The sequence below is a fragment of the Caulobacter sp. GW821-FHT11E10 genome, from assembly GCF_058808375.1.
The window spans coordinates 107592-131678 of record NZ_JBXARP010000008.1 but is presented as its reverse complement, the minus strand read 5'-3'; the positions used below and the strand labels follow the sequence as shown (position 1 = coordinate 131678).

Here is a 24087-nt window from a genome sequence, read left to right as displayed (position 1 = left end):
GGCGGAGCTCGGTTACTCCTGCCAACTTTCCGGAGCCCGTTTCGTTTTGCTTTGAACAGCCAAACGAGACGGGCTCCTTTTTATTGGCTCGAGGCCTTCTGTCCGCTCGCGATAGGTCGCGATCGGGAAGGCCTCGGGCGCATCGTCTTCCTCGGCGGTGCGCGTTTTTCTTGGAGCCTAGAGATGCGTGAGAATCTCTCCCGCCGAGACCTTCTGGCGCTGAGCGCCGCCGGCGCGGCGTCGGCCTTCGCCGGACCCGCCTTCGCCGCCGAAGGTCCCTCGCTGCGCGAGCTGGCCAAGGCCAAGGGCCTCTATTTCGGCAGCGCCGTGGGCGCGGGGCCGAAGGGCGCGCTGACCGGCTCGTTCGAGGATCCCAAATACCGCGAGATCCTGGCCCGCGAGTGCGGCGTCCTGGTCCCCGAGAACGAGCTGAAGTGGTACGTGATCCGGGCCCGAGGCCCGCAGTATTTCGACTTCGAGCGCGCCGACCGCATCGCCGAGTTCGCCAAGGCCAATGGCCAGGCCCTGCGCGGCCACACCCTGCTGTGGCACCACCCGCAGTGGTTCCCGAACTGGGTGAAGGGCTACGACTTCGGCCCCAAGCCCGCCGAGGCCGCGGCGAAAATGGTCACCGAGCACATCCAGGCGCTGTGCAAGCGCTATCCGCAGATGATCTCGTGGGACGTGGTCAATGAGACGGTCGATCCGATCGACGGCTCGATCCGCGGCACCGCCTTCTCCGACGCCATGGGCAAGGAAGCGGTGCTGGACCTGTCGTTCCACGTCGCCCGCGAGGCCGCCCCCAAGGCCCGCCTCGTCTACAACGATTACATGAGCCAGGAGACCGGCAACGAGAAGCACCGCTACGGCGTGCTGAAGCTGCTCGAAGGCTTCAAGAAGCGCGGCACGCCCGTCGACGCCCTGGGCGTCCAGAGCCACATCGGGGCCGAGAACGCCGACACCTTCACCGGCTTCGGCAAGCCCGAGGAGAAGGCGTGGAAGGCCTTCATCGATGAGGCGACCGGCATGGGCTACGACCTGCTGATCACCGAGTTCGACGTCCACGACAAGGGCCTGCCCGCCGCGTTCGCCCCGCGCGACGCCGAGGTCGCCGCCTACGCCAAGGCCTTCCTCGACATGATGCTGTCCTACCGCCAGACCAAGGAGGTGCTGGCCTGGGGCATGGTCGACAAATATTCGTGGCTGCAGAACCAGTGGTTCCGCGAGGACAAGAAGCCCAAGCGCCCGACCCTGTACGACGACAACTACCAGGCAAAGCCGCTGCGCGAGGCCGTGGCGGCGGCGTTGAAGGCGGCGCCGGCGCGGTAGGGCCTCTTCCATGCGTCATCCCGGCCGGAGCGCGCAGCGCGAAGAGCCGGGACCCAGGGGCGGCCGGCACGGCGTTCACGCACCCCCTGGGTCCCGGACCGGCCCGCCGGGCCGTCCGGGATGACGAGATTTTGGTGCGTAGGAGTAAGCCGATGTTCCGCCCGACCCTGACCGCCCTGGCCCTAACGCTCCTCGCGGCCACCGCCGCCCAGGCCCAGACCGCCGCCTTCTCCAACTTCGTCTACAGCGGCTCGGACCCGTCCGACGCGGTCAAGGCCACGCCCGGCCAGTACCGCAACCCGATCCTGCAGGGCTTCCACCCCGACCCCAGCGTCACGCGGGTGGGCGAGGACTACTACCTGGTCAACTCGACCTTCGCCTGGTTCCCGGGCCTGCCGGTGTTCCACTCGACCGATCTCGTCCACTGGGAGCAGATCGGCAACGCCCTCGACCGCCCCGGCATGCTGGACTTCAAGCGCCTGGGCCTGTCGCGCGCGGTGTTCGCCCCGGCGATCGAGGAGCACGACGGGACGTTCTACATCCTCAACACCTGCGTCGACTGCGGCGGCAATTTCCTGATCACCGCCAAGGACCCCAAGGGACCGTGGTCGGACCCGGTGTGGCTGCCCCAGGTCGGCGGCATCGACGCCTCGATCTTCTTCAATGACGACGGCCGCGCCTGGATCGTCAACAACGACGAGCCACCGGGCCCGGCCGAGTACAGCGGCCACCGCGCCATCTGGATCCAGGAATACGACCAGAAGGCCAAGGTCACGATCGGCCCGCGCACGGTGCTGCTGGATAAAGGCGTCAATCCCGCCGCCAAGCCGATCTGGCCCGAGGGGCCGCACATCCTGAAGAAGGACGGCTGGTACTATCTGGTCGCCGCCGAGGGCGGCACGGCCGAGGGCCACAGCCAGGTGGTGCTGCGCGCCAAGTCGGTCACCGGCCCCTATGTTCCGTATGCGGACAATCCGATCCTGACCCAGCGCGGCCTGCCCAAGGACCGCCCGCTGCCCATCACCTCGGCCGGCCATGCCGACCTGGTCGATACGCCCGACGGAAAGTGGTGGGCGACCTTCCTGGCCGTCCGGCCCTATGGCGACGATCTCTACAACACCGGCCGCGAGACCTTCCTGCTGCCCGTCGAGTGGAAGGACGGCTGGCCGGTGATCCTGGAGAACGGCAAGACCATCCCCTATGCGGCGGCCGCGCCGAAGCTGCCCGCTATGACGGCGGCGCCGATGTCCGGCCCGTTCACGGCCGCCGAGACCTTCGCCGGCCCGGAGCTGCCGAAGACCTGGATGACCATGCGCATCCCGACCTCGCGCTGGTGGTCGGTGAAGGACGGCACGCTGAGCCTGCGGGCGCGCAAGGCCAGGATCGGCGACAACGACCAGCCCTCGATGTGGGCCCGTCGCCAGCAGCACATGAACGCCACGGTCCAGACGACCCTGCGCTTCGAGCCCAAGGCCGATGGCGACAAGGCCGGGCTGGTCGCCGTGCAGAACGACGACTTCTACTGGTTCGTCGGCCTGGTCCGCGACGGCGGCAAGACCCTGGTCCGGGTCGAGAAGCGCACGGGGAAGGGCGATCCGGTCGACGGCGCCGTGGCGGCCGAGAAGCCCCTGGCCCTGAAGCCCGGCGCGCCGCTGAACCTGAAGATCACCGCGACCGGCGGGACCCTGGACTTCGCCTACGCAACCGCGCCGGGCCAGTGGCAAACGCTGAAGGCCGGCACCGACGGGACGACGCTGAGCACCAAGGTGGCGGGCGGCTTCGTGGGAACCATGCTGGGCGTCTACGCGCATGGCTCCGAAAAATGACCCTTCTCCCCTTGTGGGAGAAGGTGGCGCGCAGCGCCGGATGAGGGGTTGATGAGCGGATCAGCCGCGACAGCACTTCGGCTGGACGAAGCGGTCGTCCTCGGTGCGACCCCTCATCCGTCCGCCTGCGGCGGCCACCTTCTCCCGCAAGGGGAGAAGGGATTACTGGTACTTATACAGCCTCACCCGCTGCGCCCCGAACTCCGTCGGCGGCAGCCGCACGTGGCGGCCCTGGTGGGTCTCGTCGCCGTTCAGCCAGCGGCCATCGACCCACTTGCCATCCTGGAATTCCAGCTCCCGCACGACATCCAAGCCGACGCTCCCATCCTTCGTCGCGAAGGTGAGGGTGATCCCGCGGCCGGCCACGATGAACTCGTCCGGGCCGGTCTGGATCACCAGGCCGCCGTGGCTGGCATAGTCCTGCTTGTCCTTGGGCGTCCAGGGATCGACCACGGTCACCGTGAAGTCCCACGGGCCGAAGCTGGCCTTGCGCGGGGTCAGGTCGACGGTCCCGTCATAGGCCACCGGCGCCCGGAACCCCCGCATGGTCTTGCCGCCGTCGTGGGTGACGATCAGGGGCTTCAGCCGGTCCAGCAGGCGATAGGTCGCGCCGAGGGTCTTCACGCCCTCGGGCGGCAGGTTCTCGATCGAGAAGGGCGAGAAGCCGATCGTGTCGTGCTCGCCGAAGGCCCAGAAGGCGTTGCCCGGGGCGGGCGTCTTGCCGGCCTGGTCGGCCTCCGGAATGAACAGCGGCTGGTCGGCCCGGTCATAGGGCGGCATCCGCTGGGTGAAGTCCGGGAAGTAAATGTCGGGGCTCAGCATGTCCAAGGACGGGGCCGCCGCGCGCCACAGGTCGATCAGGTGGGGCAGGGGGCCGGCGCTGGGATAGCCGCCCGGCGCCGCGCCCGGCCGGTTCAGGGCCGCGTTGACGTACATCGGCAGGTCGTAGGCCTTCTTGCCGGCCGCCGTGACGGTCTCGACATAGCGGCCGAAGGTCCAGGCCTGCCACAGCTCGTCGGTGGCCGGCGAGGCGCCGAACACCTCGGTCCAGGTCCCCGTCTCCTTTGCGCCCAGGGCTTTCAGGGCCGCCGCCGGAACCGGCTTGGCGAAGTCGGCCTCGGCCTCCTTGGCGTGATCGCGGGCCTGCGGGAGCATGCCGATCTCGTTCTCGACCTGGACCATCAGGACGGTGCGCTTATCGCCGTCCACGGCCTTCAGGTGCGCCATCATCGCGGCGAACGCCTTGGCGTCGGCGTCGCGGGTCGCGCTGTACGAGGCGCTGAGGATCTCGACGGCCTTGCCCCCATCTGGGCCTGGCGCCGTGCGGGCCAGCGGGAAGCGGGCCTGGTCGCGCTTCACCCAGCCGGGGGTGTAGGTCGACATGCTGTTCTTCCACGCGCCGAACCACAGCAGCACCAGCCGCATGTCGTTGGCGCGGGCCTGCTGGATCATCCCGTCCAGCACCGTGAAGTCGAACTTGCCCTCGACCGGCTCGACCTGTTCCCAGGTCACGGGCGCGAGCACGGTGTTGAGGTTCGCCGCCTTCATCACCGCCCAGTGCCGGGACAGGTCCTTCAGGTCCGAACTGCTGGAATTGCCCAGTTCGCCGCCCAGGATCAGGTACGGCTTGCCGTCGACCAGCAGGCGATGGACGCCGTCGACCTTGGCGATGCGGGGAGCCTGTTCGGCCCGGGCCGAATGGGGCGTCGTGACGGCGGCGAGGCCCATGAGGGCGGCCGCGAGGATCGATATCGTGTTACGCATGTCAAAGGTCAGATGATGTCATGACACTTGTAAGATCAATGCTGAAAATCGCCGTGGCGGCTGCATTTGTTACCGCTACCCTCGCGCCCTCCGCGGCCCTGGCCCAGTTCCCCCAGCGCGACGTCGCCGCGGGGCAGGCCGAGCATGCGCGGATGCTCAAGGTCCTGGGCATCGACAAGCCCCTGCGGCCCGGCGTCGACGGCTACAACAAGGCCGCGCCCAACGCGGTGAACTACGACGAGGCCAAGGCCGGGCCGTTCAGCCTGCTGCCCGATCCGCTGCGCTTCCAGAACGGCCAGCCCGTGCCGGACGCCAAGGCCTGGTGGGAGGTGCGCCGCCCGCAGATCGTCGAACTCTACGCCCGCGAGGAACACGGCCGGGTCCCGAAACACGCGCCGAAGATCACTTGGCGAGTGGTCAAGGAAACCCAAGCGGTCCGGGCCGGCGTGCCGGTGATCGAGAAGCGGCTGGCGGGTGTCGCCGACAACAGCAAGGCGCCGGCGATCTCGGTCTCGCTGGACCTGCTGGTCGTGACTCCAGAAGGCAAGACCGGCGTCCCGCTGATCCTCGAATTCGGCTTCCCCGACGGCGCGCCGTGGATGCGCGGGCGTCCGGCTCCGCCCGGGCCGGACTGGAAGGACCTGGTGATCGGCCGGGGCTGGGGCTACGCCATCCTCGACCCGACCAGCGTCCAGGCCGACGATCCGGCCAAGCTTTCGCAAGGGATCATTGGCCTGGCCAACAAGGGTCACCCTCGCAAGCCCGACGACTGGGGCGCCCTGCGCGCCTGGGCCTGGGGCGCCAGCCGCGCGGTCGACTATTTCGAGACCGATCCCGCCATCGATCCCAAGCGGATCGGCATGGAGGGCCTGTCGCGCTACGGCAAGGCCGCCCTGCTGGCCATGGCCTACGAGCCGCGCCTGGCCGTGGGCCTGATCGCCTCGTCCGGCGAGGGCGGGGCCAAGCTGCATCGGCGCAAGCGCGGCGAGCAGGTCGAGAACCTGGCCGCCGAGGGCCAGCACCACTGGATGGCCGGGAACTTCCTGAAATATGCCGGGCCGCTGACTGTCGACGACCTGCCGGTGGACAGCCACGAGCTGATCGCCCTGGTCGCTCCGCGCCCGCTGTTCATCAGCGTCGGCAATGACGAGGCCGACGCCTGGATCGACTCGCGCGGCATGTTCATGGCCACGGTGGCGGCCGGGCCGGTCTATCGGCTGCTGGGGGCCAAGGACTTGGGGGCGACGACGTTCCCGGCTCCGCTGACCCTGATCGCCGACGGCGACCTGGCCTTCCGCCAGCACGAGGGCGGCCACACGCCGGGCCCGAACTGGCCGTACTTCCTGGACTTCGCGGCGCGGTATTTCGAGCGCAAGTAGTCCTCAACACCCAAAACACGTGTCATCCCGGAAGCGCCGCAGGCGCTATCCGGGACCCAGGGGGTGAAGGAGCGCCGAGCGCGCCGCCCCTGGGTCCCGGCTCTACGCTTCGCTTCGGCCGGGATGACACCTAGTGTGATTGCCAAGATGACCCCAATCCTCGACCTCTCCGCCGTCACCCCGGCCCAGTTCCGCGACGAGCTGCTCCCGGCCTATCGTCCGGTGATCCTGCGCGGTTTCGCGGCGCACTGGCCCGCCGTGGCGGCCGGGCGCGAAGGTCCCGAGGCGATCGCCGCCTATCTCAAGGCCCACGACGCCGGCGCGCCGGTCCAGGCCTTCGTCGGACCGCCCGAGATCGGCGGGAAGTTCTTCTACGCTCCCCAGGGACGGGCCTTGAATTTCAGCCGCCGCGAGGGCCGGGTCTCGGCGATCGTCGACGAGGTGCTGGCCAATGCGGGCAAGGCCGACGCGCCGTCGGTCTATGTCGGCTCGACCCCCGCGCCCCAGGCCCTGCCGGGCTTCGCCGAGGCCAACGCCAATCCGGTGCTGGGTCCGGGCGTGATCCCGCGTGTCTGGATCGGCGGCGAGACGGTGGTGGCCGCCCACTACGACCTCTCGGACAACATCGCCGTCTGCGTCGCCGGCCGCCGTCGCTTCACCCTGATCCCGCCGGAGCAGACGAAGAACCTCTATGTCGGCCCGCTGGACTTCACCCCGGCCGGCCAGCCGGTGAGCATGGTCGACCTGGAAGCCCCGGATCTCGATCGCTATCCGAAGTTCGCGGAGGCCCTGGACCACGCCCTGGTCGCCGAGCTGGAGCCGGGCGACGCCCTCTACATCCCGACCCTGTGGTGGCACCACGTGCGCTCGATCGGGCCGCTGAACGTGCTGGTGAACTACTGGTGGAACGACATGCCCGCGGCGGCCGGCTCGCCGTTCGAGGTGCTGATCCACGCGATGATGTCGGTCCGCCACCTGCCGGCCCCGCAGCGCGCGGCCTGGCGGGCGGTGTTCGACCACTATGTGTTCGGCGACGACGACCCCGGCGCGCATCTGAGCCCGGAGATGAAGGGCGTGCTGGGCCCGCTCTCGCCCCAGCTGACGCGGAACGTGCGGGCGTTCGTGGGGCACGCGATGGGGAAGGGGTAGTAGATCCTCCCCCTCAGGGGGAGGTGGCCCGGAGGGCCGGAGGGGGCAGCGCGGCGCCGGCGGCGATGGCCCCCTCAGTCGCTCCGCGACAGCTCCCCCAACGGGGGAGCATCTTCAAACCGCCCGGAAATTCAGGAACACGTTCGCCGTCAGCCGGCCCGTCCTCGGGTCGGCGCTGAGTGGGGCGTCCGGGGCGATCAGGCCCGAGTGCAGCAGGCGGCTGCGATAGACCGCCACCCGGTCGAACTTCGCCGCCACCTCGCCGATGCGTTCGTGCTGGGCGGTGTCGCCGTTGACATAGGCGGCCGGCGGCGGGGCGGCGGCCAGTTCGTCGGCCAGCACGGCCTTGTAACGGGCCAGCCGCTCGGGCCGCAGGGTCTCGTAGCCCGTCGCCCGGTGCCGGTAGAAGGCCGTGCCGCCGAACGGGGCGTCGCACAGATAGTGCAGCACCGCGAACTGCAAGGGATCGTCGGTGTCGACATGCGGCAGGCGCTGGGCGGTGTTCAGCCGCTCGGGCGCCAGGGTGACGAGCGAATAGTTGCAGGTCGCGCCCGACAGTTTGACGCCCTCCAGCCCGAACGCTTCGATGATCGCCGGGGCCAGGGCGCGGCACAGGGCGCCGACATAGTCGAGCGGCGCCGGGGCCAGCAGGCCCGGATAGAAGTTCTCGCCCCCCGGCGGCATGGCGAAGGTCTCGCCGGCCGCATAGTCGACCAGGGCCTGCGGCGAACGCATCACCCCATCGACCGTCATCACCGGCTCGCCTTCGTCGCCTAGCCGACGGACGGAAATGCTCGGCGCGGAGGCCAGGGAAAAATCGAACACGAAAAACGCCTCCGGACAGGTGAACCGACCCCATAACGGCGTTCGCCGATGGTTGCGGCCACGCTTGTCCTGCCTCAAGGTTCGGGTGGTTCTCAACCTGTCGCAAGGCCCGATGCGCGCATCGTCCCCCACCACCCTGCTGCTTGGCGTCGTTCTGCTGTGCGTGGCGACGGCCCTGGCCGGCGTGTGGCTGGCCCTGACCCCGTCCTGGCTGGGAGCGACCTTCGAGAACAAGCCCGATGGCGCCGTGGTGATCAGCCGCCTGACGCCGGATGGTCCGCTGGCGCGGGCCGGGGCCAAGACCGGCGAGCGGCTGACGGGCGTCGGCGCTGTCGGCGGGACCGCCGCCCCGCCGGTGCTGCACGCCGACGAGATCGGCGGCCTGGACAGCCCGGTCACCCAGAAGGCCGCCGTCGAGCAGGCCCGTCGCCAAGGCCACTTCGCCCGCCAGCTCGAGGCGCGACCCCTGGTCCTGCGCCTGGCCGGCCCGGACGGGGTGCAGCGGGCGCTGACCCTCGACGACCGCATACGGCCGCTGTCGACCCTGGGCGCGGAGTTCTGGGCCAACCTCGCCTTCGGCCTGATCGCCACCCTGATCGTCGGCTGGGTCTGGGCCCTGCGGCCGCGCGATCTGTCGACCCAGCTGTTCGGCCTGACGGGCCTGTCGATGCTGGCTTTCACCTTCGGCTGGGCCGTCCACGCCAGTGTCGAGCTGGCCATGGACCAGACGCTGTTCGCCGTGGTCATGGGCCTGAACATGCTGGGCGCGGTGTCGTTCGGCGGCGCGATGATCGCCTTCTTCCTGGCCTATCCCAAGCGGGTCACCAGGCTGCCGGTCGTGCTGGTCCCCCCGCTGTGCGTGGCGCTGTGGGCAGCGACGCCGCTGCTGCCGGGCAATCCGGCGGTCGAGAGCACCGGCCAGGCGGCCACCTCGATCGAGATGCTGCTGATCGTCGTGGCCATCGTCGTCCAGGCCTTCGTCAGCCGCAAGGACCCGGCCGCCATGGCCGCCACCCGGTGGCTCGGCCTGTCGGTGATCATCGGGGCCGGGGCCTTCATCGCCAATGTCGCCGTGCCGATCGCCCTGGGCATGCGGCCGTTCCTGGACCCCCGGTTCTCGCTCGGCTTCTTCGTGATCATCTATGTCGGCATGGCCGTGGGCCTGCGCCGCCACAAGCTGTTCGAGCTGGACCAGTGGGCGTTCCGGATCCTGTTCTACATCAGCGCCGGCGCGGCCATGCTGGCCCTGGACGGCCTGCTGATCACCGCCCTGGGGACCAATCCGCAGACCGCCCTGGGCATCTCGCTGCTGATCGTCGCCTTCATCTACCTGCCGTTCCGCGACGTCCTGTGGCGGCGCACGATCGGTCGCAAGACCATGAAGGAGCACGAGATGTTCGCCGCCGTGGCCCAGGTCGCCCTGATCCACGACGTCGACGCCCGGGTCCAGGCCTGGAAAGCCCTGCTGTCCAAGGTCTACGAGCCGTTGGAGATCACCGCCGGCTCCGCCACCCAGTCCAAGGCCGAGATCCTGGAGGAGGGCGTGGCCCTGGGCCTGCCCGCCGCCGCCGGCGCGACCGCCATCACCCTGCGCTTCCCGTTCCGGGGGCGAGGCCTGTTCGGGGCCGCCCAGGCCCAGCTGGCCGACCAGCTGGTGGGCCTCCTGAGCCAGATCGAGGAGGGCCGCGACGCCTATGCCCGGGGCGTGGTCGAAGAGCGGCTGCGCATCGCCCGCGACCTGCATGACGACGTCGGGGCCCGGCTGCTGTCGGGCCTGCACCGCCAGGACCTGTCCCAGACCCGCGAGGCCATGCGCGGGGCGATCGGCGACCTGCGCTCCATCGTTTCGGGCCTGTCGGGCCACGACCTCCCGCTGGAGGCGGTGCTGGCCGACCTGCGCCACGAGACCGCCGAGCGCCTGGAGGCGGCCGGAATCGCCCTGGACTGGACGCCGATCGAGCTGGCCGACCCGGCCGTCACCGCGCCCTATCGCGTCTACAAGAATCTGACCTCGGCCGTGCGCGAGGTGGTGTCCAACGCCATCCGCCACGCCCGGGCGACCCAGGTGGTCGTCACCCTGCACGAGGAAGCCGGCCGGCTGGAGTTGACCATCAGCGACGACGGCGTGGGCCTGCCGCGCGAGCCCGGCGGGCGACGCAGCGGCCTGGCCAATCTCGAACGCCGCCTCGGCGAAATCGGCGGGGCGGTCGACATTCCCGACACCAGCAAGGGAACCGTCATTCGTCTCTCGGCGCCCATAGACGCGAGCGCCGCCGCATGAGCCTGCCCACCACCGCCCTGGTTCTCGAGGACCAGGCCGAGACCCGCGAGCACCTGCTGGCGGCCCTGGCCGAGGCCTTTCCCGGCGTCGTCGCCCGGGGCGCGCGTGACCTGGCCGAGGCGCGCTCGTTCCTGGCCGCCGGCGCGCCGGACCTGGCCCTGGTCGACCTGGCCTTGCCCGACGGGCGGGGCGTCGACTTCCTGCGCGATCTGAACGAGCGCTCCGGCGGGGCGACGCGATCGGTGGTGGTGACCATCTACGCCGACGACGCCCACCTGTTCGACGCCATAGCGGCGGGGGCGGGCGGCTATCTGCTCAAGGACATGGGCCGCGAGGATCTGGTCCGCTACCTGCGTCGCCTGGAAGCCGGCGAGATGCCGCTCTCGCCGGCCGTGGCCCGGCGGATGCTGGACTATTTCCGCAATCGCCCGGTGCCGGTGGAGCTGAACGAACCCGAGGCGGCCCTGACCCCGCGCGAGACCGAGGTCCTGCGCCTGATCGGCCGCGGCCTGCGCTCGGGCGAGGCGGCCAAGGTGATGGGCGTCACCGAGCTGACCGTGGCGGGCTATGTGAAGGCGATCTATCGCAAGCTGAACATCTGCTCTCGCGCCGAGGCGGCGCTGGAGGCGGCGAGGCGGGGGTTAGTATAGCTCAAATCCTCCCCCTAGTGGGGGAGGTGGCGGCGCAGCCGACGGAGGGGGAAGAGTCCGGGCCAGGACACGTTCCCCCTCCGGCGCTTCGCGCCACCTCCCCCGCTGGGGGGAGGATTTTACCCCAAATTTCGCCGCGAAGTTCGGGTCAAGGATCGCTACGGTGTCGCTCACTGACACCCTCTTGAGTCCCGAAAGACCTCCATGCGCCTTCTTGCTCGCTCCTTGTTTACTTCTTGGGCCGCCACGGCCGTTCTCGCCGCCGCCGGCGCCGCCCATGCCCAGGTGCAGCCGTCCGCCCCGCCGCAGCTGAACGCCGGGCCGTCGGCCGCCGCCGTCGCCGGTAAGGCCTTCCTGGACAAGAACGCCAAGGCTCCGGGCGTCGTCACCCTGCCGTCGGGCCTGCAGTACAAGGTCGTGACCAGCGGCCCGAAGACCGGCCCCTCGCCCAAGCTCGGCGACATCATCAAGGTCCACTACGAAGGCAAGCTGCTGGACGGCACGGTGTTCGACTCGAGCTTCGCGCGCGGCAAGGCGGCGATCATGCCGGCCGACGGCCTGATCCCGGGCTGGCTGGAAGCCCTGCCGAAGATGAAGGTCGGCGACGAGTGGGTGCTCTACATCCCCGCCGACCTGGCCTACGGCTCGCGCGACATGGGCGAGATCCCGCCGGACAGCGTGCTGGTGTTCCGCCTGCAGCTGATCGGCATGCTGGCGGTGGATTGATCCCAAATCCTCCCCCCAGCGGGGGAGGTGGTCCGAAGGACCGGAGGGGGAAATTGTCCTGGCCCGGACTCTTCCCCCTCCGTCGTCCCTGCGGGCCGACACCTCCCCCGCGAGGGGGAGGATTTTGTTACTTCGCCCGGCTCTTCATCAGCGGCTGGATCTTCTCGCCGAAGTCCTCGACCCCCTTCACGAAGTCGTCGAAGGTCAGGAGCACGCCGGCCGTTCCCGGCACCGCGGCGATCTCGTCCATCATCCGGGCGATGCTCTCATAGCTGCCCACCAAGGTGCCCATGTTCAGGTTCACCGCCGATTCCGGCGCGGCCAGCTGGGCGGTGTTGGTCGTCGCGCCCGCCTTGGCGTTCGGGGCCGCCTGGTTGGTCAGCCAGGCCAGGGCCTCCTGGTCCGCGCCCTCGCGGTAGGACTGCCACTTGGCCATGGCCTTCTCGTCGGTCTCGTCGGCGATGATCATGAACAGGATGAACGACTGCACGTCGCGGCCGGTCTTCTCGGCGGCCGCTTCCAGCCGCTTGTTGACCGAGGCGAAGGCGGTCGGGGTGTTGGTGCCCTTGCCCAGCGCGAAGCTGTAGTCGGCATACTGGGCCGTGAAGGCCAGGCCCTCGTCGGACGAGCCGGCGCAGATCAGCTTGGTCTCCTTCGGGTGCGGGCTGACCCGGCAGTCGTCCATGGTGAAGTACTTGCCCTTGAAGTCCGAGACGCCGGTCTCCAGCAGGTCCTTCAGCACGGTCGTATATTCGGCCAGGTAGTTGTAGCGGTCGGTATAGTGCTCCTCGCCCGGCCACAGGCCCATCTGCGAGTACTCGGCCTTCTGCCAGCCGGTCACCAGGTTGATGCCGAAGCGGCCGGGGGCGATCGAGTCGATGGTCGAGGCCATGCGGGCCACGATGGCCGGCGGGATGGTCAGGGTGGCGACGGTGGCGAAGATCTTGATCTTCGAGGTCACGGCCGCCAGGCCCGACATCAGGGTGAAGCTCTCGAGATTGTGCTCCCAGAACTGGGTCTTGCCGCCGAACCCGCGCAGCTTGATCATCGAGAGCGCGAAGTCGAAGCCGTACTTCTCGGCCTTCTGGGTGATCTCCTTGTTCAGCTCGAAGCTGGGCATGTACTGCGGCGAGTTCTCGGAGATGAGCCAGCCGTTGTTGCCGATGGGGATGAAGACGCCGACCTGCATGGGATTATTGCCCTTCTAGGAATTGGTGGACGCCGACGAAATCCTCCCCCCAGCGGGGGAGGTGTCGGCTCGAAGAGACGACGGAGGGGGAAGAAACCGGGCCAGGAGAACTTCCCCCTCCGGCGCTTCGCGCCACCTCCCCCGCTGGGGGGAGGATTTCAAACGCCCTCCAGAAACTTCACGAGGCCTTCGTTGAAGGTCTCGGGATCGGTGACGGTGAAGCCATGGCCGCCCCAGGCGACCTGCTGGAAGTCCGCGTTCGGCAGCCGGGCGGCCAGGCGCTGCGAGCAGCTCATGGGCACCAGCATGTCGTCGGCGCTGGCGCTGATCAGCACCCGGTGGGTGATCTCCTCCAGCCGCGCGTCGACGTCGAAGGCCAGCAGGGCGTGGATGCGGGCCAACATCACCTCGCGCGGCGGGAAGCCGGCCACGTGGTGAGCCTCCTCGGCCTGCAGGCGGGTGTGGTTCCGCGAGATCCAGTCGGCCGGATAGAGGAAGATCGGCTGGGCGTGGACATAGGCCCGCGGCCCGCTGTCGTTCAGCAGGTGGATGCGGGTGTCGAAGCAGCGGCGGATGTGCGGATCGGGCCGCGACCAGCCGTTGACGACGACCAGCTTGTCCAGCCGGTCAGGATACTCGAGAGCCAGAGCCAATCCTGCATTACCGCCGGCCGCGTGGCCGACGACGTGGGCCGCATCGAGGCCGATGCCGTCCATGATCTTGACCATGTCTTCAGCCATGGCGCTCACCGAGTATGGGTCGGGAAGTGTACGCGCGCTGCGCCCGGTGCCGCGATGGTCGTAGAGCAGGACGCTGAACCGTTCGGTCAGCGCCTGCATTTGCGGCGCCCAGAACTGACCGGAACCGCCGAGGCCAGGCGACAGCAGAACGACTTCCCGCGTATCGTCGGGACCGCGATCGTGCAGTTCGTAGTAGAGCCCGTCCGTAGTTCCGGTGGTAATCATCTACTTCTTGCCGATGTGCGCCACGGACGCGATCTCGACCACGAAGCCGGGCTTCACCAGGCCGCACTGGATGCAGTAGCGGGCCGGTTTGTCGCCGGGGAAGTACTCGGCATAGACCTTGTTCATCGGCGCGTAGTGCGACCAGTCGGTGACGAAGATGTGGTTCATGGTGATGTCTTCCATCGTCCCGCCGGCGGTCTCGATCACCGACTTGATGGTCTCCAGCACCTGCCGGGTCTGGGCCTCGGCGTCGTCGGGAAAGGCGACGTTGTTGTCCTTGTCGAAGGCCAGGGTGCCCGAGACGTAGACGATCCCGTCGGCGAGCGTGCCCGGCGAGAACGGCGCGATGGGCGTGCCCGTGCCGGGCGGGGTGATGACGGTCTTGGGCATGGTTCAACTCCCTTGCTTGTCAGGCCCTGCGTCCTTCGAGGCCCGCTGCGCGGGCGCCTCAGGATGAGGGGTTCAGTGCTCTATCTTCCTCATCCTGAGGTGCGCGCTCCTGAGCGCGCCTCGAAGGACGCAGGGTGTTTTCAACTCGGCGCCAGCTGCCCGAACGCCCCCTTGAAGTCCGCCGTCGTCGAGACCCAGCCGAAGAAGGTCTCGATGTTGAACAGGGCGGCCTTCTGGACGAATTCGGGGCCCGCCTGGTGGGTGGCGTCCTCGAGGACGGTCCCGAAATATTCCAGCATGAAGCCGTCCCGCAGGGTCGACTCCACGCAGACATTGGTGGCGATGCCGGTGAAGATCAGGTGGCGGATGCCGCGCGCCCGCAGCACGCTGTCCAGCTGGCTGTTGAAGAAGCCGGAATAGCGCGTCTTGTGCAGGCGGATGTCGCTGGGCTCGGGCTTGAGCTCATCGACCAGCTCATAGTCCCACTGGCCGCGCGCCAGGAGCTTGCCCTGCAGCTCGGGCTTGGCGCGCATGGTTTTCAGGGCGTTGGACTTCCACCAGTTGGGCGAGCCGGGGCCGCCGGCCTCGACATACTGGTCGTCCCAGCCGTTCTGGAAATAGATCACCGTCATGCCGGCCGAGCGGGCCACCTCCAGCACGCCCTTGATCTGCTGGATGCAGGCGGCCGCGCCGGTGATGTCGAAGCCGGCCAGGTCCAGATAGCCGCCCGGCGAGGCGTAGGCGTTCTGCATGTCGATGACGATCACCGCCGTGGTCTTGGGATCCACGGGCAGGGGCTCGGGCCGCGCCGGCAGCATGACCGCGTCGGGGCTGAGCGGGGTGATCGGAGAACTCATCGTCACGGCGCCTTGTGATTTGCGAGAGGCATGGAATACCATCCGGCGTAACGTTGCAATCCGAACCGTTCGGTCCATGTTTGACCAAATGGTCCAGGTTCGAGGTGAGATGACCGGCTCTTCCGCCAAGACCGTCAAGCCGACGCGCAAGCCCGCGACCCGCACGGCCGCCAAGCCGGGCTCCGGCGCCCGCAAGCTGGTCAAGGCCGCCCAGATCGTGGGCGACGCCGTGGCGGTCGAGCCGCCCCGGGGCCGTCGGGCTCAGGCTGGCGAGGCCCGCAAGGCGCTGATCCTCAAGGCCGCCCTGACCGTCTTCGCCCGCCTCGGCCCGGACGGCGCCAGCGTCGAGGCCATCGCCCAGGCGGCGGGGGTGTCGAAGGCCAACCTGCTCTACTACCACCCCTCCAAGGAGGCCCTCTATCTGGCGGTGCTGGAGCAGGGGCTGTCGCTGTGGCTGGCCCCGCTGAGCCGCTTCACCGCCGACGAGGACCCGGCCGCCGCCATCGCCGCCCTGATCGACGCCAAGCTGGCCATGAGCCGGGACCATCCCGAGGTCTCCCGCCTGTTCGCCCTGGAGATGCTGCGCGGAGCGCCGCTCTTGAAGCCGGTCCTGGCGGGCCCCCTGCGCGCGGTGTTCGACGCCAAATGCGCCGTGGTCGGAGCATGGGTGGCGGCCGGAAAGCTGCGACCGGTCGATCCGCCGCACCTGATCTTCGCCGTCTGGGCCCTGACCCAGCACTATGCCGACTTCGCCGTCCAGGTGCGGGCCTTGAGCGGCAAGTCCTTGTCCGACAAGGCTTTCATGGACGAAACCCGGGCGGCGGTGACGGCCCTGGTGCTGGACGGGGTCAGGGCGAGGGTCGGCTAGGCGACGCCCTGCGGCCAAGAGCCGCGTTTTACGCTTCGCTATCCAAGCCGAAGCTATCGCTCAGACATGACGCGGCCGGAACCGATCTCAGAGGGACCCGAAGCGCGGCCGATGCGACTGATCCACGGGATCGTCGGCGCGGCCGCGGTGCTTGTGGTCGTCTCGATCCTGGGCGGCCTGGCCCTGATGATCCAAGCCGCGCGCGCTCTGGACCGCATGGAGGCGGTCGACGAGATCGCGATCACCCAGCGCACCATCACCCGCACCCTGGAGCGCACCGAGCGCGAACTGACCTCGGCCACGGTTTGGGACGCGGCCTACAAGGCCATGGGCTGGAAGATCGACGCGGAGTGGGCCGACACCGACTTCGCCACCTACTACCACGACCAGTTCAAGCACGACCTGACCTTCGTCATGCGGTCGGGCCAGGTGGTCTATGCCTCGCGAGACGGCAAACGGACGACGACGGAGGCGCTGGGCGGCTTGCCGACCGAGGCGTCGCCGATCGTGGCCGACCTGTCCGCCGCCGCCCGCGACGCCCGTCACGCTCGCCTGCTCAGCACTAAGGGCGAGGTGACCCGCACCGGCCTGATGAAGGTCGAGGGCGTGGTCTATCTGATCGCCATGGCCGCGGTGACGCCGGAAAGCCAGGCCGTCGCCGACGCCTATGACGGGCCGCCCACCATCGTCGTCAGCGCCCGGCGCATGGACGCCGCCTTCGTCAACGAGCTTTCCAGCGACCTTGGGCTCAAGGACCTGGCCTTGCTGAGCGGCCCGGGCGGCGAGCCGCCGAACGTCGTGCTGACCGACATCAAGGGCCGACCGTTCGGCGCCCTGGCCTGGCGGGCGGAGAACCCCGGCCTGAACCTGCTGAAGGGCGTCGCCCCTTGGCTGCTGGTCGGCTTTCTCGTCCTGGCCGGCGCCGGCGCGGTGCTGATGCAGCGGGTCGTCGAGGCCCTGCGCAAGCTGGAGACCGGCCGCATCGCCCTGATGGCCGCCAAGGAAGAGGCCGAGGCCGCCAACGCCGCCAAGACCCGCTTCCTGGCCAATATGAGCCACGAGATCCGCACCCCGCTGAACGGCGTGCTGGGCATGGCCCAGGTGATGGCGGTCGACACCCTGTCCGAGCCCCAGGCCAGGCGCCTGCGCATCCTGGAGGAGTCGGGCCGCTCGCTGCTGACCCTGCTGAACGGCATCCTCGACATCGCCCGACTGGAAAGCGGCGCGGTGCGCCTGCGGGCTGAGATCTTCGACCTCGCCGCCCTGGTCGAGGCCAACTGCGCGGCCTTCTCCGGCGCGGCGGCGGCCAAGGACCTGGACCTGATCGTCGACATCGCGCCCGACCTGCGCGGCCGCTGGACGGGCGACCCGATGCGCCTGCGCCAGGTGCTGGGCAATCTGGTGGCCAACGCCGTCAAGTTCACCGACGAGGGCGGCGTCACCGTCCGCGTCCGCCCGGCGGGCAAGGGCTTGCGGTTCGAGGTCGAGGACTCCGGCATCGGCGTCGCCGCCGAGCACGTGCCCGAGCTGTTCAAGACCTTCTCCCAGGTCGACACCTCCCTGACCCGCGCCCACGACGGCGCCGGCTTGGGCCTGTCGATCTGCCGCGAGCTGGTCGAGCTGATGGGCGGCACCATCGGGGTCCATTCCAGCCCCGGCCTGGGCTCGAGCTTCCACTTCACCATCCCCCTGACCCAGGCGGTGGCGGACAAGCCGGCGCTGCGCGTGGTGCGCTAGGGGCGCTCTCCCTCAAATTCCTCGTCATCCCGGACGGCCGAAGGCCGATCCGGGACCCAGGGGCCGGCGCACTGCGGTCGCCCCTGGGTCCCGGCTCTCCGCTTCGCTGCGGCCGGGATGACGAACTGATTTGATGGGATTTGAGGCTCTGCCCACTTCCCGCGCATCTCGATCCTCAGGGCGCCGATAATTCAGAGCCTCCGCCGCGACCTGCGCTGCGCCGCAGCATAAGCGCTCGCCGCCACCGGCTTCGCCGTGAACCCCTAGCGCCACACCGCCGGACTCGCTCGCGAGCCGGGGCGGTTCGGTAGGGGATAGCTTTCATGGAATCCGGTGTGAGGGCGCCGACCCGGCGTCAGCTGCTTTCGGCCATCGCCAAGGTCGGCGGGACGGCGGCGCTGTATCAGGCGATGACCAGTCTGGGCCATGCGGCCGAGACCCAGTTCCACGGCCCGCCAAACCTGCAGGGAGCGCGGCCCGGCGCCACGGTGATCGTGCTGGGCGCGGGCCTGGCCGGCATGCTGGCCGCCTTCGAGCTGACCAAGGCCGGCTACAAGGTCAAGATCCTGGAATTCCAGAACCGCGCCGGCGGCCGCAACTGGTCGCTTCGTGGGGGAGATAGTTATACCGAGCTGGGCGGCGCGACCCAGAAGGTCGGGTTCTCACAAGGCAACTACCTGAATCCCGGCCCCTGGCGGATCCCGCACCACCACCGGACCCTGCTGCACTACTGCAAGCAGTTCGGCGTGGCCCTGGAGCCGTTCATCCAGTTCAATCACAGCGGCTGGGTCCACTCGTCCCAGGCCTTCGGCGGCAAGCCGGTGCGCTTCAACGCCGCCGCCGCCGACTTCGAGGGCAATATCGCCGAGCTGCTGGCCAAGTCGGTCAACGCCAAGGCCCTGGACGACACCGTCACCGCCGAGGACCGCGACAAGCTGCTGGAGGCCCTGAAGGGCTGGGGCATGCTGGACAAGGACTACCGCTACTCGGCGTCCTTGCGGGCCTCCTCGCACAGGGGCTTCGAGCGGCCGGGCGGCGGCGGCGTGAACGGCGCGCCGATCCCGTCCAAGGACCTCTACAGCCTGCATGATGTGCTGGACCCGCAGGTCTGGACCTCGATGGCCTTCTTCATGGGCTCGGAGATGCAGACCACCATGTTCCAGCCCGTGGGCGGCATGGACATGATCGGCAAGGCCTTCGCCAAGCAGGTCGAGAGCCTGATCACCTATGGCGCCAAGGTCAGCAAGATCGCCCAGGACGACAAGGGCGTGGTGGTGACCTATGCCGACGCCGCCACGGGCAAGGTCAGCGACGTGAAGGGCGACTGGTGCGTCTGTACGATCCCGCTGGGCATCCTGGGCCAGATGGACCTGCAGGTGACCGACGAGATGATGGCCGCCATCAAGGCCGTCCCATACTCCGGCCAGGTCAAGATCGGCCTGGAGATGAAGCGCCGCTTCTGGGAGGAGGACGACTTCATCTATGGCGGACATAGCTTCACCGACCAGGAGATCGCCCTGATCTCCTATCCGAACAACAACATGTTCAAGGACGGGCCGGCGGTGCTGCTGGGGGCTTTCGCCCGCGAGATGGGGGCCTATCGCCTGGCCGGCATGACCCCCGAGCAGCGGATCGAGGTCGCCCTGGCCCAGGGCTCGGTCCTGCATCCCAACTCGTACCGCAAGGAGTTCGCCAGCGGGGCCTCTGTGGCCTGGAGCCGGGTGCCGTGGACCCTAGGCTGCTGCGCGCGCTGGAACGAGGAGACGCGCAAGGAGCACTACCAGACCCTGGTGGCCATGGACCGCCGCATCGTCCTGGCCGGCGAGCACGCCAGCTATGTCGGCTGCTGGATGGAGGGGGCGCTGCTCTCGTCCATCGACGCCATCACCCGTCTGCACAAGCGCGCGCTGGAGGCCTAGGTCATGAAGAAGATCGTTCTCTTGACGGCGGCTCTGATCGCCTTCCCGGCCATGGCCCAGACCCCCGCCAGCGGCGACACCGGCGGCGGCATCGTCCGCGCGCCGAAACCGGTGACCGGCGAACAGGTCTACGGCGCGGTCTGCCAGGCCTGCCACATGGCCGACGCCAAGGGCGCGGCGGGGGCGGGGACCATTCCGGCCCTGGCGGCCAATCCGAAACTGGCCGGCGCGGCCTATCCGATCATGGTGGTGACCGCCGGCAAGGGCGCTATGCCGGGCTTCGTCGGAACCTTGAGCAACGCCCAGATGGCCGAGGCCATCACCTATGTCCGCACCCACTTCGGCAACGCCTACGCGAAGCCGGTGACGGAAGCGGACGTGGCGAAGCTGGCGCGGCCGCCGGCGGAGCGGAGTCACTAGCGGGGGGGGGGTCAGATCCTCCCCCTAGGGGGGGAGGTGGTCGCGAAGCGACCGGAGGGGGACGTTGTCCTGGCCCGGTCTCTTCCCCCTCCGTCGCCGCTGCGCGCCGACACCTCCCCCGCTAGGGGGAGGATTTCAGCGGTCACCCCTCGATCACCGGCGCGATCGCCTCTAGCTGCAGGCGGATGCCCTCCTCGCGCCCTTCGGCGGAGTAGTAGCCGTCCAGGAACACCCCGACCTCGGTGATCACCACGCGGGTCTTGCCGCCCTCGGGCCGGAACTCGATCGTCGCCACCGAGGCCGAGGCCAGCGGCTGCCCGTGGTGCATCCAGTAGGTGTAGACGATCCGCTCGTTGGTCACGATCTCGAGGTAGCGGTTGTAGAACCGGTGCGGCGGATCGCCGATCGGGCCGCCGATGCTGTGCTCCTCGCCGCCGACCCGGAAGTCGAACTTCTGGTCCGGCGGACCCCACTCCTCGGGCCCCTTGAACCACTGCTTCTTCTTCTCGGGGTCGGCGAAGGCGGCGAACGCCCGGGCGGGCGAGGCGGCATAGACCCGCTCGACGCAGAAGGTGGCGTGGATGGCGTTGCGCTCGGTCTGGGCGGTCATTCAGGTGTCCTCATCTTCGGCGGCCAGAAAATCGCCCAGCCGGTCGAGGCGTCGCTCCCACTGGGTGCGCCTCTGGTTGATCCATTGTTCGGCGAGGCTCAGGGCTTCGGGACGGATCTGGCAGGTGCGCACCCGGCCGACCTTCTCCGACGTCACGATCCCGCCGGCCTCCAGCATGGCCAGGTGCTGCATGACCGCCGGCAGCGACATGGCGAGCGGCCGGGCCAGTTCGCTCACCGAGGCGGGACCCCGGGAGAGCCGCTCGACCATGCTCCGCCGCGCGGGATCCGCGAGGGCCTGGAACATGAGGTCGAGCGTCGGCTGTTGGTTAGGCATGGGGTTAAGTATCGCGAGGCGAGGGGATGGTCAAGTAGTTGCTTAAGTGTCTGGGCGAAAGGAGATCCTCCCCCTAGCGGGGGAGGTGGTCGCGAAGCGACCGGAGGGGGAAGTTGTCCTGGCCCCGGCCTCTTCCCCCTCCGTCGTCCCTTCGGTCCGACACCTCCCCCGCGAGGGGGAGGATTTTTGGGGTGTGCCCCCTAAGCCAGCTTCACCTTCCCATCGACCCGCCGCGCGATGCCCAGCGGATTCTCCCCGCGCAGCTCGGCCGGCAGCAGCGCCTCGGGCAGGTTCTGGTAGCTCACTGGCCGCAGGAACCGCGCGATGGCCAGGGTCCCGACCGAGGTCGCCTTGGCGTCGCTCGTGGCCGGGAAGGGGCCGCCGTGGACCATGGCGTGGGCCACTTCCACGCCGGTGCCGAAGCCGTTGACCAGGATGCGGCCGGCCTTCAACTCGAGCGCCGGCAGCAGGTCGGCGGCGATAGCGTGGTCGGCCTCTTCCAGGTGGAGGGCGATGGTCAGCTGGCCTTCCAGGGCGTCGATGACCTTGGACAGCTCGGCCTGGTCGGCGCAGCGCACCACCACTGAGGCAGCCCCGAAGACCTCCTCGTGCAGGTGCGGATTGGCCAGGAAGTCCTGGGCCGCGACGCTGAACAGGGCCGCGCGGCCGGTGTGGCCCTGGCCTTCAAGGCCGCGCGCGACGGTGGTCACCGCCTTGTCCTCCGACAGAGCCGCGACGCCGTGGGCGAAGGCCTTGCAGATGCCCGGCGTCAGCATGACGGCGGCTGGAGCGGCCTCGACCGCCTTGCCGGCGGCTTCGACGAAGGCGTCCAGCTCGGGGCCCTCGATGGCCAGGATCAGGCCCGGATTGGTGCAGAACTGGCCCGCGCCCAGGGTCAAGGCGGCCACGAAGTCCGGGGCGATCTGGGCGCCTCTTTGCTTAAGAGCAGAAGGCAGCAGGATCACCGGGTTGATGCTGCTCATCTCGGCGTAGAACGGGATCGGCTCGGGACGGCCCTGGGCGATCGCGGCCAGGGCCAGGCCGCCACGGCGCGAACCGGTGAAGCCGGCGGCCTTGACGCGCGGATCGGCGACCAGGGCCTGGCTGACCTCGTAGCCGCTGTCGTGGATCATCGAGAACACGCCCGGATGCAGGCCGACCGAGGCCACTGCGGCCTGGATGGCGCGGCCGACCAGCTCTGACGTGCCAGGGTGCGCCGGGTGCGCCTTGACGATGACCGGGCAGCCGGCCGCCAGGGCGCTGGCGGTGTCGCCGCCGGCCACCGAGAAGGCCAGGGGGAAGTTGCTCGCCCCGAACACCGCCACCGGGCCCAGCGGCACGTTGCGCAGGCGCAGGTCCGGACGCGGCAGCGGCTTGCGCTCCGGCAGGGCCGGGTCGATGCGGGCCTCCAGGAAGCCGCCGTCGCGCAGCACGCTGGCGAACAGGCGCAGCTGGCCGGTGGTGCGGCCCCGCTCGCCTTCGAGGCGCGCGCGGGGCAGGCCGGTCTCGGCCATCACCCGGACGATCAGGTCATCGCCGATCGCCTCGATGTGCTCGGCAATGGCTTCAAGGAAGGTGGCGCGGGTCTCATAGGGCAGGGACCGGTAGGGGCCGAACGCCTCGGCGGCCAGAGCAGCGGCCTGGTCGACATCCGCCTTGGTCGCGCCGCCGAACGCGGGCTCCAGGGTCTCGCCGGTCGCGGGGTTCACCCCCTTGATCTCGCCGTTGGTCCCCAGGCGGCTTTCGCCGCCGATCAGAAGCTCGCCCGTCAGATGCACTTTGGTCGTCCGCAAGTTGGTTCAAAAGGTCGGCTTAGATGGGCGCCGGACGGTGACAAGTCCAATACGATTGGCGGATTGATCTATTGTATTTTCGACGCCGCCCAATGGCGCCGCGAAGGGATGCCGCATGAACGCCCGCTCGGCGCTCACCCGCCTGGTTCGAGACCTGACCAGCCCCGCCGACGGCCCCCGCGTCGATTTCACCCGGCCGCTCGGCGAGCCGGCGCTGGCGGCGCCGGATTCGGTGTCGTGGCGAGTGTTCAAGAACCCGGTGGCCCTGTTCGTCGGCGGGGTGACGGCGGTGTTGCTGGAGCTGGCCGAGCCGCGCGTGCGCTCAGGCGTCTGGGACCATTCCAGCTTCAAGACCGACCCGCTGGGCCGGCTGAAGCGCACCGGGCTGGCGGCCATGGTCACGGTCTATGGCGCCCGCTCGACGGCCGAGGCGATGATCGCCGGGGTGGGGCGCCAGCACGCGCGGATCAGCGGCGTGACCCCGGACGGCATGGCCTATCGCGCCGACGAGGTCGAGCTCCTGGACTGGGTGCAGGCCACGGCCAGCTTCGGCTTCCTGGAGGCCTATCACGCCCTGGTCGAGCCGCTGTCCCAGGCCCAGCGGGACCAGTTCTATGGCGAGGCGGCGCCCGCCGCGCGGCTCTACGGCGCCTTGGGCGCGCCGACCTCAGAGGCCGAATGGCGGACCCAGCTGGCGACCATGCTGCCCAAGCTGGAGCGCTCCGAGATCGTGCTGGAGTTCCTGGCCCTGATGCGGGCGGTGCGGATCGCGGGGCCGCTCAGCCGCCTGCAGCATCCGCTGATCCGGGCGGCGGTGGAGCTGGTCCCGGGTGAGGTGAGGGCGGTGCTGGGGCTTGGGCGGGAGTGGTCGCCGAGACCGTTCGAACTGCCGGTGATCCGCGCGGCGGCCAGGCTCGCCGACCGGACGGCCATCCCCGGCGCGCCGCCCTGGGAGGCCTGCGAGCGGATGGGGTTGCCGGGCGGGTGGCTTTATCGGCGGTGAGGTCAAATCCTCCCCCCAGCGGGGGAGGTGGCGCGCAGCGCCGGAGGGGGAAGTGCTTGCTGATCCTGCCT

The 24087-nt window shown here is 69.3% G+C and carries 20 protein-coding genes and 5 pseudogenes; 14 read left to right on the top strand and 11 right to left on the bottom strand.

The features are described 5' to 3' along the window. Positions 1-183: 183 nt before the first annotated feature. Together AC1RRV_RS17795 and AC1RRV_RS17790 are read left to right on the top strand one after the other, a co-directional pair. Positions 184-1329 carry a glycoside hydrolase family 10 protein gene (locus AC1RRV_RS17795; protein ID WP_492860976.1) on the top strand — a complete coding sequence of 382 codons (1146 nt, stop codon included), beginning with the start codon at positions 184-186 and terminating at the stop codon, positions 1327-1329. Positions 1330-1481: 152 nt separating this feature from the next. Then, on the top strand, positions 1482-3155 hold the full coding sequence (locus AC1RRV_RS17790) for a glycoside hydrolase family 43 protein (protein ID WP_492860975.1): 1674 nt from the start codon (positions 1482-1484) through the stop codon (positions 3153-3155). Between the two features lie 162 nt (positions 3156-3317). Here the strand turns inward: AC1RRV_RS17790 and AC1RRV_RS17785 are convergent. Further along, positions 3318-4941: pseudogene (locus AC1RRV_RS17785) on the bottom strand (DUF5597 domain-containing protein). Between the two features lie 16 nt (positions 4942-4957). On the opposite strand from AC1RRV_RS17785, the gene AC1RRV_RS17780 reads away from it, so the two are divergent. Beyond that, a complete protein-coding gene (locus AC1RRV_RS17780) occupies positions 4958-6298 on the top strand; it encodes an alpha/beta hydrolase family protein (RefSeq protein ID WP_492860974.1) in 1341 nt (446 codons plus the stop codon). 147 nt (positions 6299-6445) lie between these two features. Further along, entirely contained in the window at positions 6446-7447 is a 1002-nt protein-coding gene (locus tag AC1RRV_RS17775; RefSeq protein WP_492860973.1) for a cupin-like domain-containing protein, read from the top strand. A gap of 114 nt (positions 7448-7561) precedes the next feature. On the opposite strand, the gene AC1RRV_RS17770 is transcribed toward AC1RRV_RS17775, so the two are convergent. Beyond that, positions 7562-8272: a DUF6445 family protein gene (locus AC1RRV_RS17770; protein ID WP_492860972.1), complete on the bottom strand. Its 711-nt coding sequence runs from the start codon at positions 8270-8272 to the stop codon at positions 7562-7564. Between the two features lie 112 nt (positions 8273-8384). Here AC1RRV_RS17770 and AC1RRV_RS17765 point away from each other — a divergent pair, with 112 nt between their 5' ends. Both AC1RRV_RS17765 and AC1RRV_RS17760 read left to right on the top strand, forming a co-directional pair. Next, positions 8385-10553, top strand: a complete 2169-nt coding sequence (locus AC1RRV_RS17765) for an ATP-binding protein (RefSeq protein ID WP_492860971.1) — start codon at positions 8385-8387, stop codon at positions 10551-10553. Then, the gene (locus AC1RRV_RS17760; RefSeq protein ID WP_492860970.1) at positions 10550-11203 is read left to right on the top strand and encodes a response regulator; all 654 of its coding nucleotides are present in this window, start codon (positions 10550-10552) and stop codon (positions 11201-11203) included. Before AC1RRV_RS17765 ends, AC1RRV_RS17760 begins: the two co-directional genes overlap by 4 nt. Positions 11204-11243: 40 nt before the next feature. Here the strand turns inward: AC1RRV_RS17760 and AC1RRV_RS17755 are convergent. Next, a pseudogene (locus AC1RRV_RS17755) lies at positions 11244-11359 on the bottom strand (hypothetical protein); the annotation flags it as partial. 48 nt (positions 11360-11407) lie between these two features. Between AC1RRV_RS17755 and bamJ the strand changes: the two are divergent. Both bamJ and AC1RRV_RS17745 read left to right on the top strand, forming a co-directional pair. Then, positions 11408-11929, top strand: a complete 522-nt coding sequence (bamJ, locus tag AC1RRV_RS17750; protein ID WP_492860969.1) for a BamJ family beta-barrel-assembly machinery protein — start codon at positions 11408-11410, stop codon at positions 11927-11929. Next, positions 11925-12058: pseudogene (locus AC1RRV_RS17745) on the top strand (NlpC/P60 family protein); the annotation flags it as partial. The gene bamJ and the pseudogene AC1RRV_RS17745, both read left to right, overlap by 5 nt. Here the strand turns inward: AC1RRV_RS17745 and rutA are convergent. From rutA to rutB, 4 genes are all read right to left on the bottom strand, one after another. Next, positions 12057-13118, bottom strand: a complete 1062-nt coding sequence (rutA, locus tag AC1RRV_RS17740; protein WP_492860968.1) for a pyrimidine utilization protein A — start codon at positions 13116-13118, stop codon at positions 12057-12059. The pseudogene AC1RRV_RS17745 and the gene rutA sit on opposite strands and share 2 nt — an antisense overlap. Before the next feature lie 158 nt (positions 13119-13276). After that, positions 13277-14083, bottom strand: coding sequence for a pyrimidine utilization protein D (rutD, locus tag AC1RRV_RS17735; RefSeq protein WP_492860967.1), 807 nt, complete (start codon positions 14081-14083; stop codon positions 13277-13279). After that, the gene (gene rutC / locus AC1RRV_RS17730) at positions 14084-14473 is read right to left on the bottom strand and encodes a pyrimidine utilization protein C (protein ID WP_492860966.1); all 390 of its coding nucleotides are present in this window, start codon (positions 14471-14473) and stop codon (positions 14084-14086) included. A gap of 140 nt (positions 14474-14613) precedes the next feature. Further along, positions 14614-15330 carry a pyrimidine utilization protein B gene (gene rutB / locus AC1RRV_RS17725; RefSeq protein ID WP_492860965.1) on the bottom strand — a complete coding sequence of 239 codons (717 nt, stop codon included), beginning with the start codon at positions 15328-15330 and terminating at the stop codon, positions 14614-14616. 109 nt (positions 15331-15439) lie between these two features. On the opposite strand from rutB, the gene rutR reads away from it, so the two are divergent. Both rutR and AC1RRV_RS17715 read left to right on the top strand, forming a co-directional pair. Continuing rightward, positions 15440-16198 (top strand): HTH-type transcriptional regulator RutR, encoded by a 759-nt coding sequence (gene rutR, locus AC1RRV_RS17720; RefSeq protein ID WP_492860964.1) that lies wholly within the window; start codon positions 15440-15442, stop codon positions 16196-16198. Between the two features lie 111 nt (positions 16199-16309). Then, positions 16310-17935: a sensor histidine kinase gene (locus tag AC1RRV_RS17715; protein WP_492860963.1), complete on the top strand. Its 1626-nt coding sequence runs from the start codon at positions 16310-16312 to the stop codon at positions 17933-17935. Here AC1RRV_RS17715 and AC1RRV_RS17710 read toward each other — a convergent pair. After that, a pseudogene (locus AC1RRV_RS17710) lies at positions 17932-18091 on the bottom strand (hypothetical protein). The gene AC1RRV_RS17715 and the pseudogene AC1RRV_RS17710 overlap by 4 nt on opposite strands. A gap of 167 nt (positions 18092-18258) precedes the next feature. On the opposite strand from AC1RRV_RS17710, the gene AC1RRV_RS17705 reads away from it, so the two are divergent. Both AC1RRV_RS17705 and AC1RRV_RS17700 read left to right on the top strand, forming a co-directional pair. Then, positions 18259-19854 carry a flavin monoamine oxidase family protein gene (locus AC1RRV_RS17705; protein WP_492860962.1) on the top strand — a complete coding sequence of 532 codons (1596 nt, stop codon included), beginning with the start codon at positions 18259-18261 and terminating at the stop codon, positions 19852-19854. A gap of 3 nt (positions 19855-19857) precedes the next feature. Continuing rightward, positions 19858-20274: a c-type cytochrome gene (locus AC1RRV_RS17700; RefSeq protein ID WP_492860961.1), complete on the top strand. Its 417-nt coding sequence runs from the start codon at positions 19858-19860 to the stop codon at positions 20272-20274. Between the two features lie 142 nt (positions 20275-20416). Here the strand turns inward: AC1RRV_RS17700 and AC1RRV_RS17695 are convergent, their stop codons facing one another. Both AC1RRV_RS17695 and AC1RRV_RS17690 read right to left on the bottom strand, forming a co-directional pair. Beyond that, the gene (locus AC1RRV_RS17695; RefSeq protein WP_492860960.1) at positions 20417-20884 is read right to left on the bottom strand and encodes an SRPBCC domain-containing protein; all 468 of its coding nucleotides are present in this window, start codon (positions 20882-20884) and stop codon (positions 20417-20419) included. Further along, positions 20885-21220, bottom strand: a complete 336-nt coding sequence (locus tag AC1RRV_RS17690) for an ArsR/SmtB family transcription factor (RefSeq protein ID WP_492860959.1) — start codon at positions 21218-21220, stop codon at positions 20885-20887. It lies immediately after the preceding gene. A gap of 75 nt (positions 21221-21295) precedes the next feature. Here AC1RRV_RS17690 and AC1RRV_RS17685 point away from each other — a divergent pair. Further along, positions 21296-21404, top strand: a pseudogene (locus AC1RRV_RS17685) (NlpC/P60 family protein); the annotation flags it as partial. A 16-nt stretch (positions 21405-21420) separates the two neighbouring features. Here AC1RRV_RS17685 and AC1RRV_RS17680 read toward each other — a convergent pair. Then, on the bottom strand, positions 21421-23013 hold the full coding sequence (locus AC1RRV_RS17680; protein WP_492860958.1) for an aldehyde dehydrogenase (NADP(+)): 1593 nt from the start codon (positions 23011-23013) through the stop codon (positions 21421-21423). Positions 23014-23128: 115 nt separating this feature from the next. Here AC1RRV_RS17680 and AC1RRV_RS17675 point away from each other — a divergent pair, with 115 nt between their 5' ends. Further along, on the top strand, positions 23129-24016 hold the full coding sequence (locus AC1RRV_RS17675; protein WP_492860957.1) for an oxygenase MpaB family protein: 888 nt from the start codon (positions 23129-23131) through the stop codon (positions 24014-24016). Positions 24017-24087 lie beyond the last annotated feature (71 nt).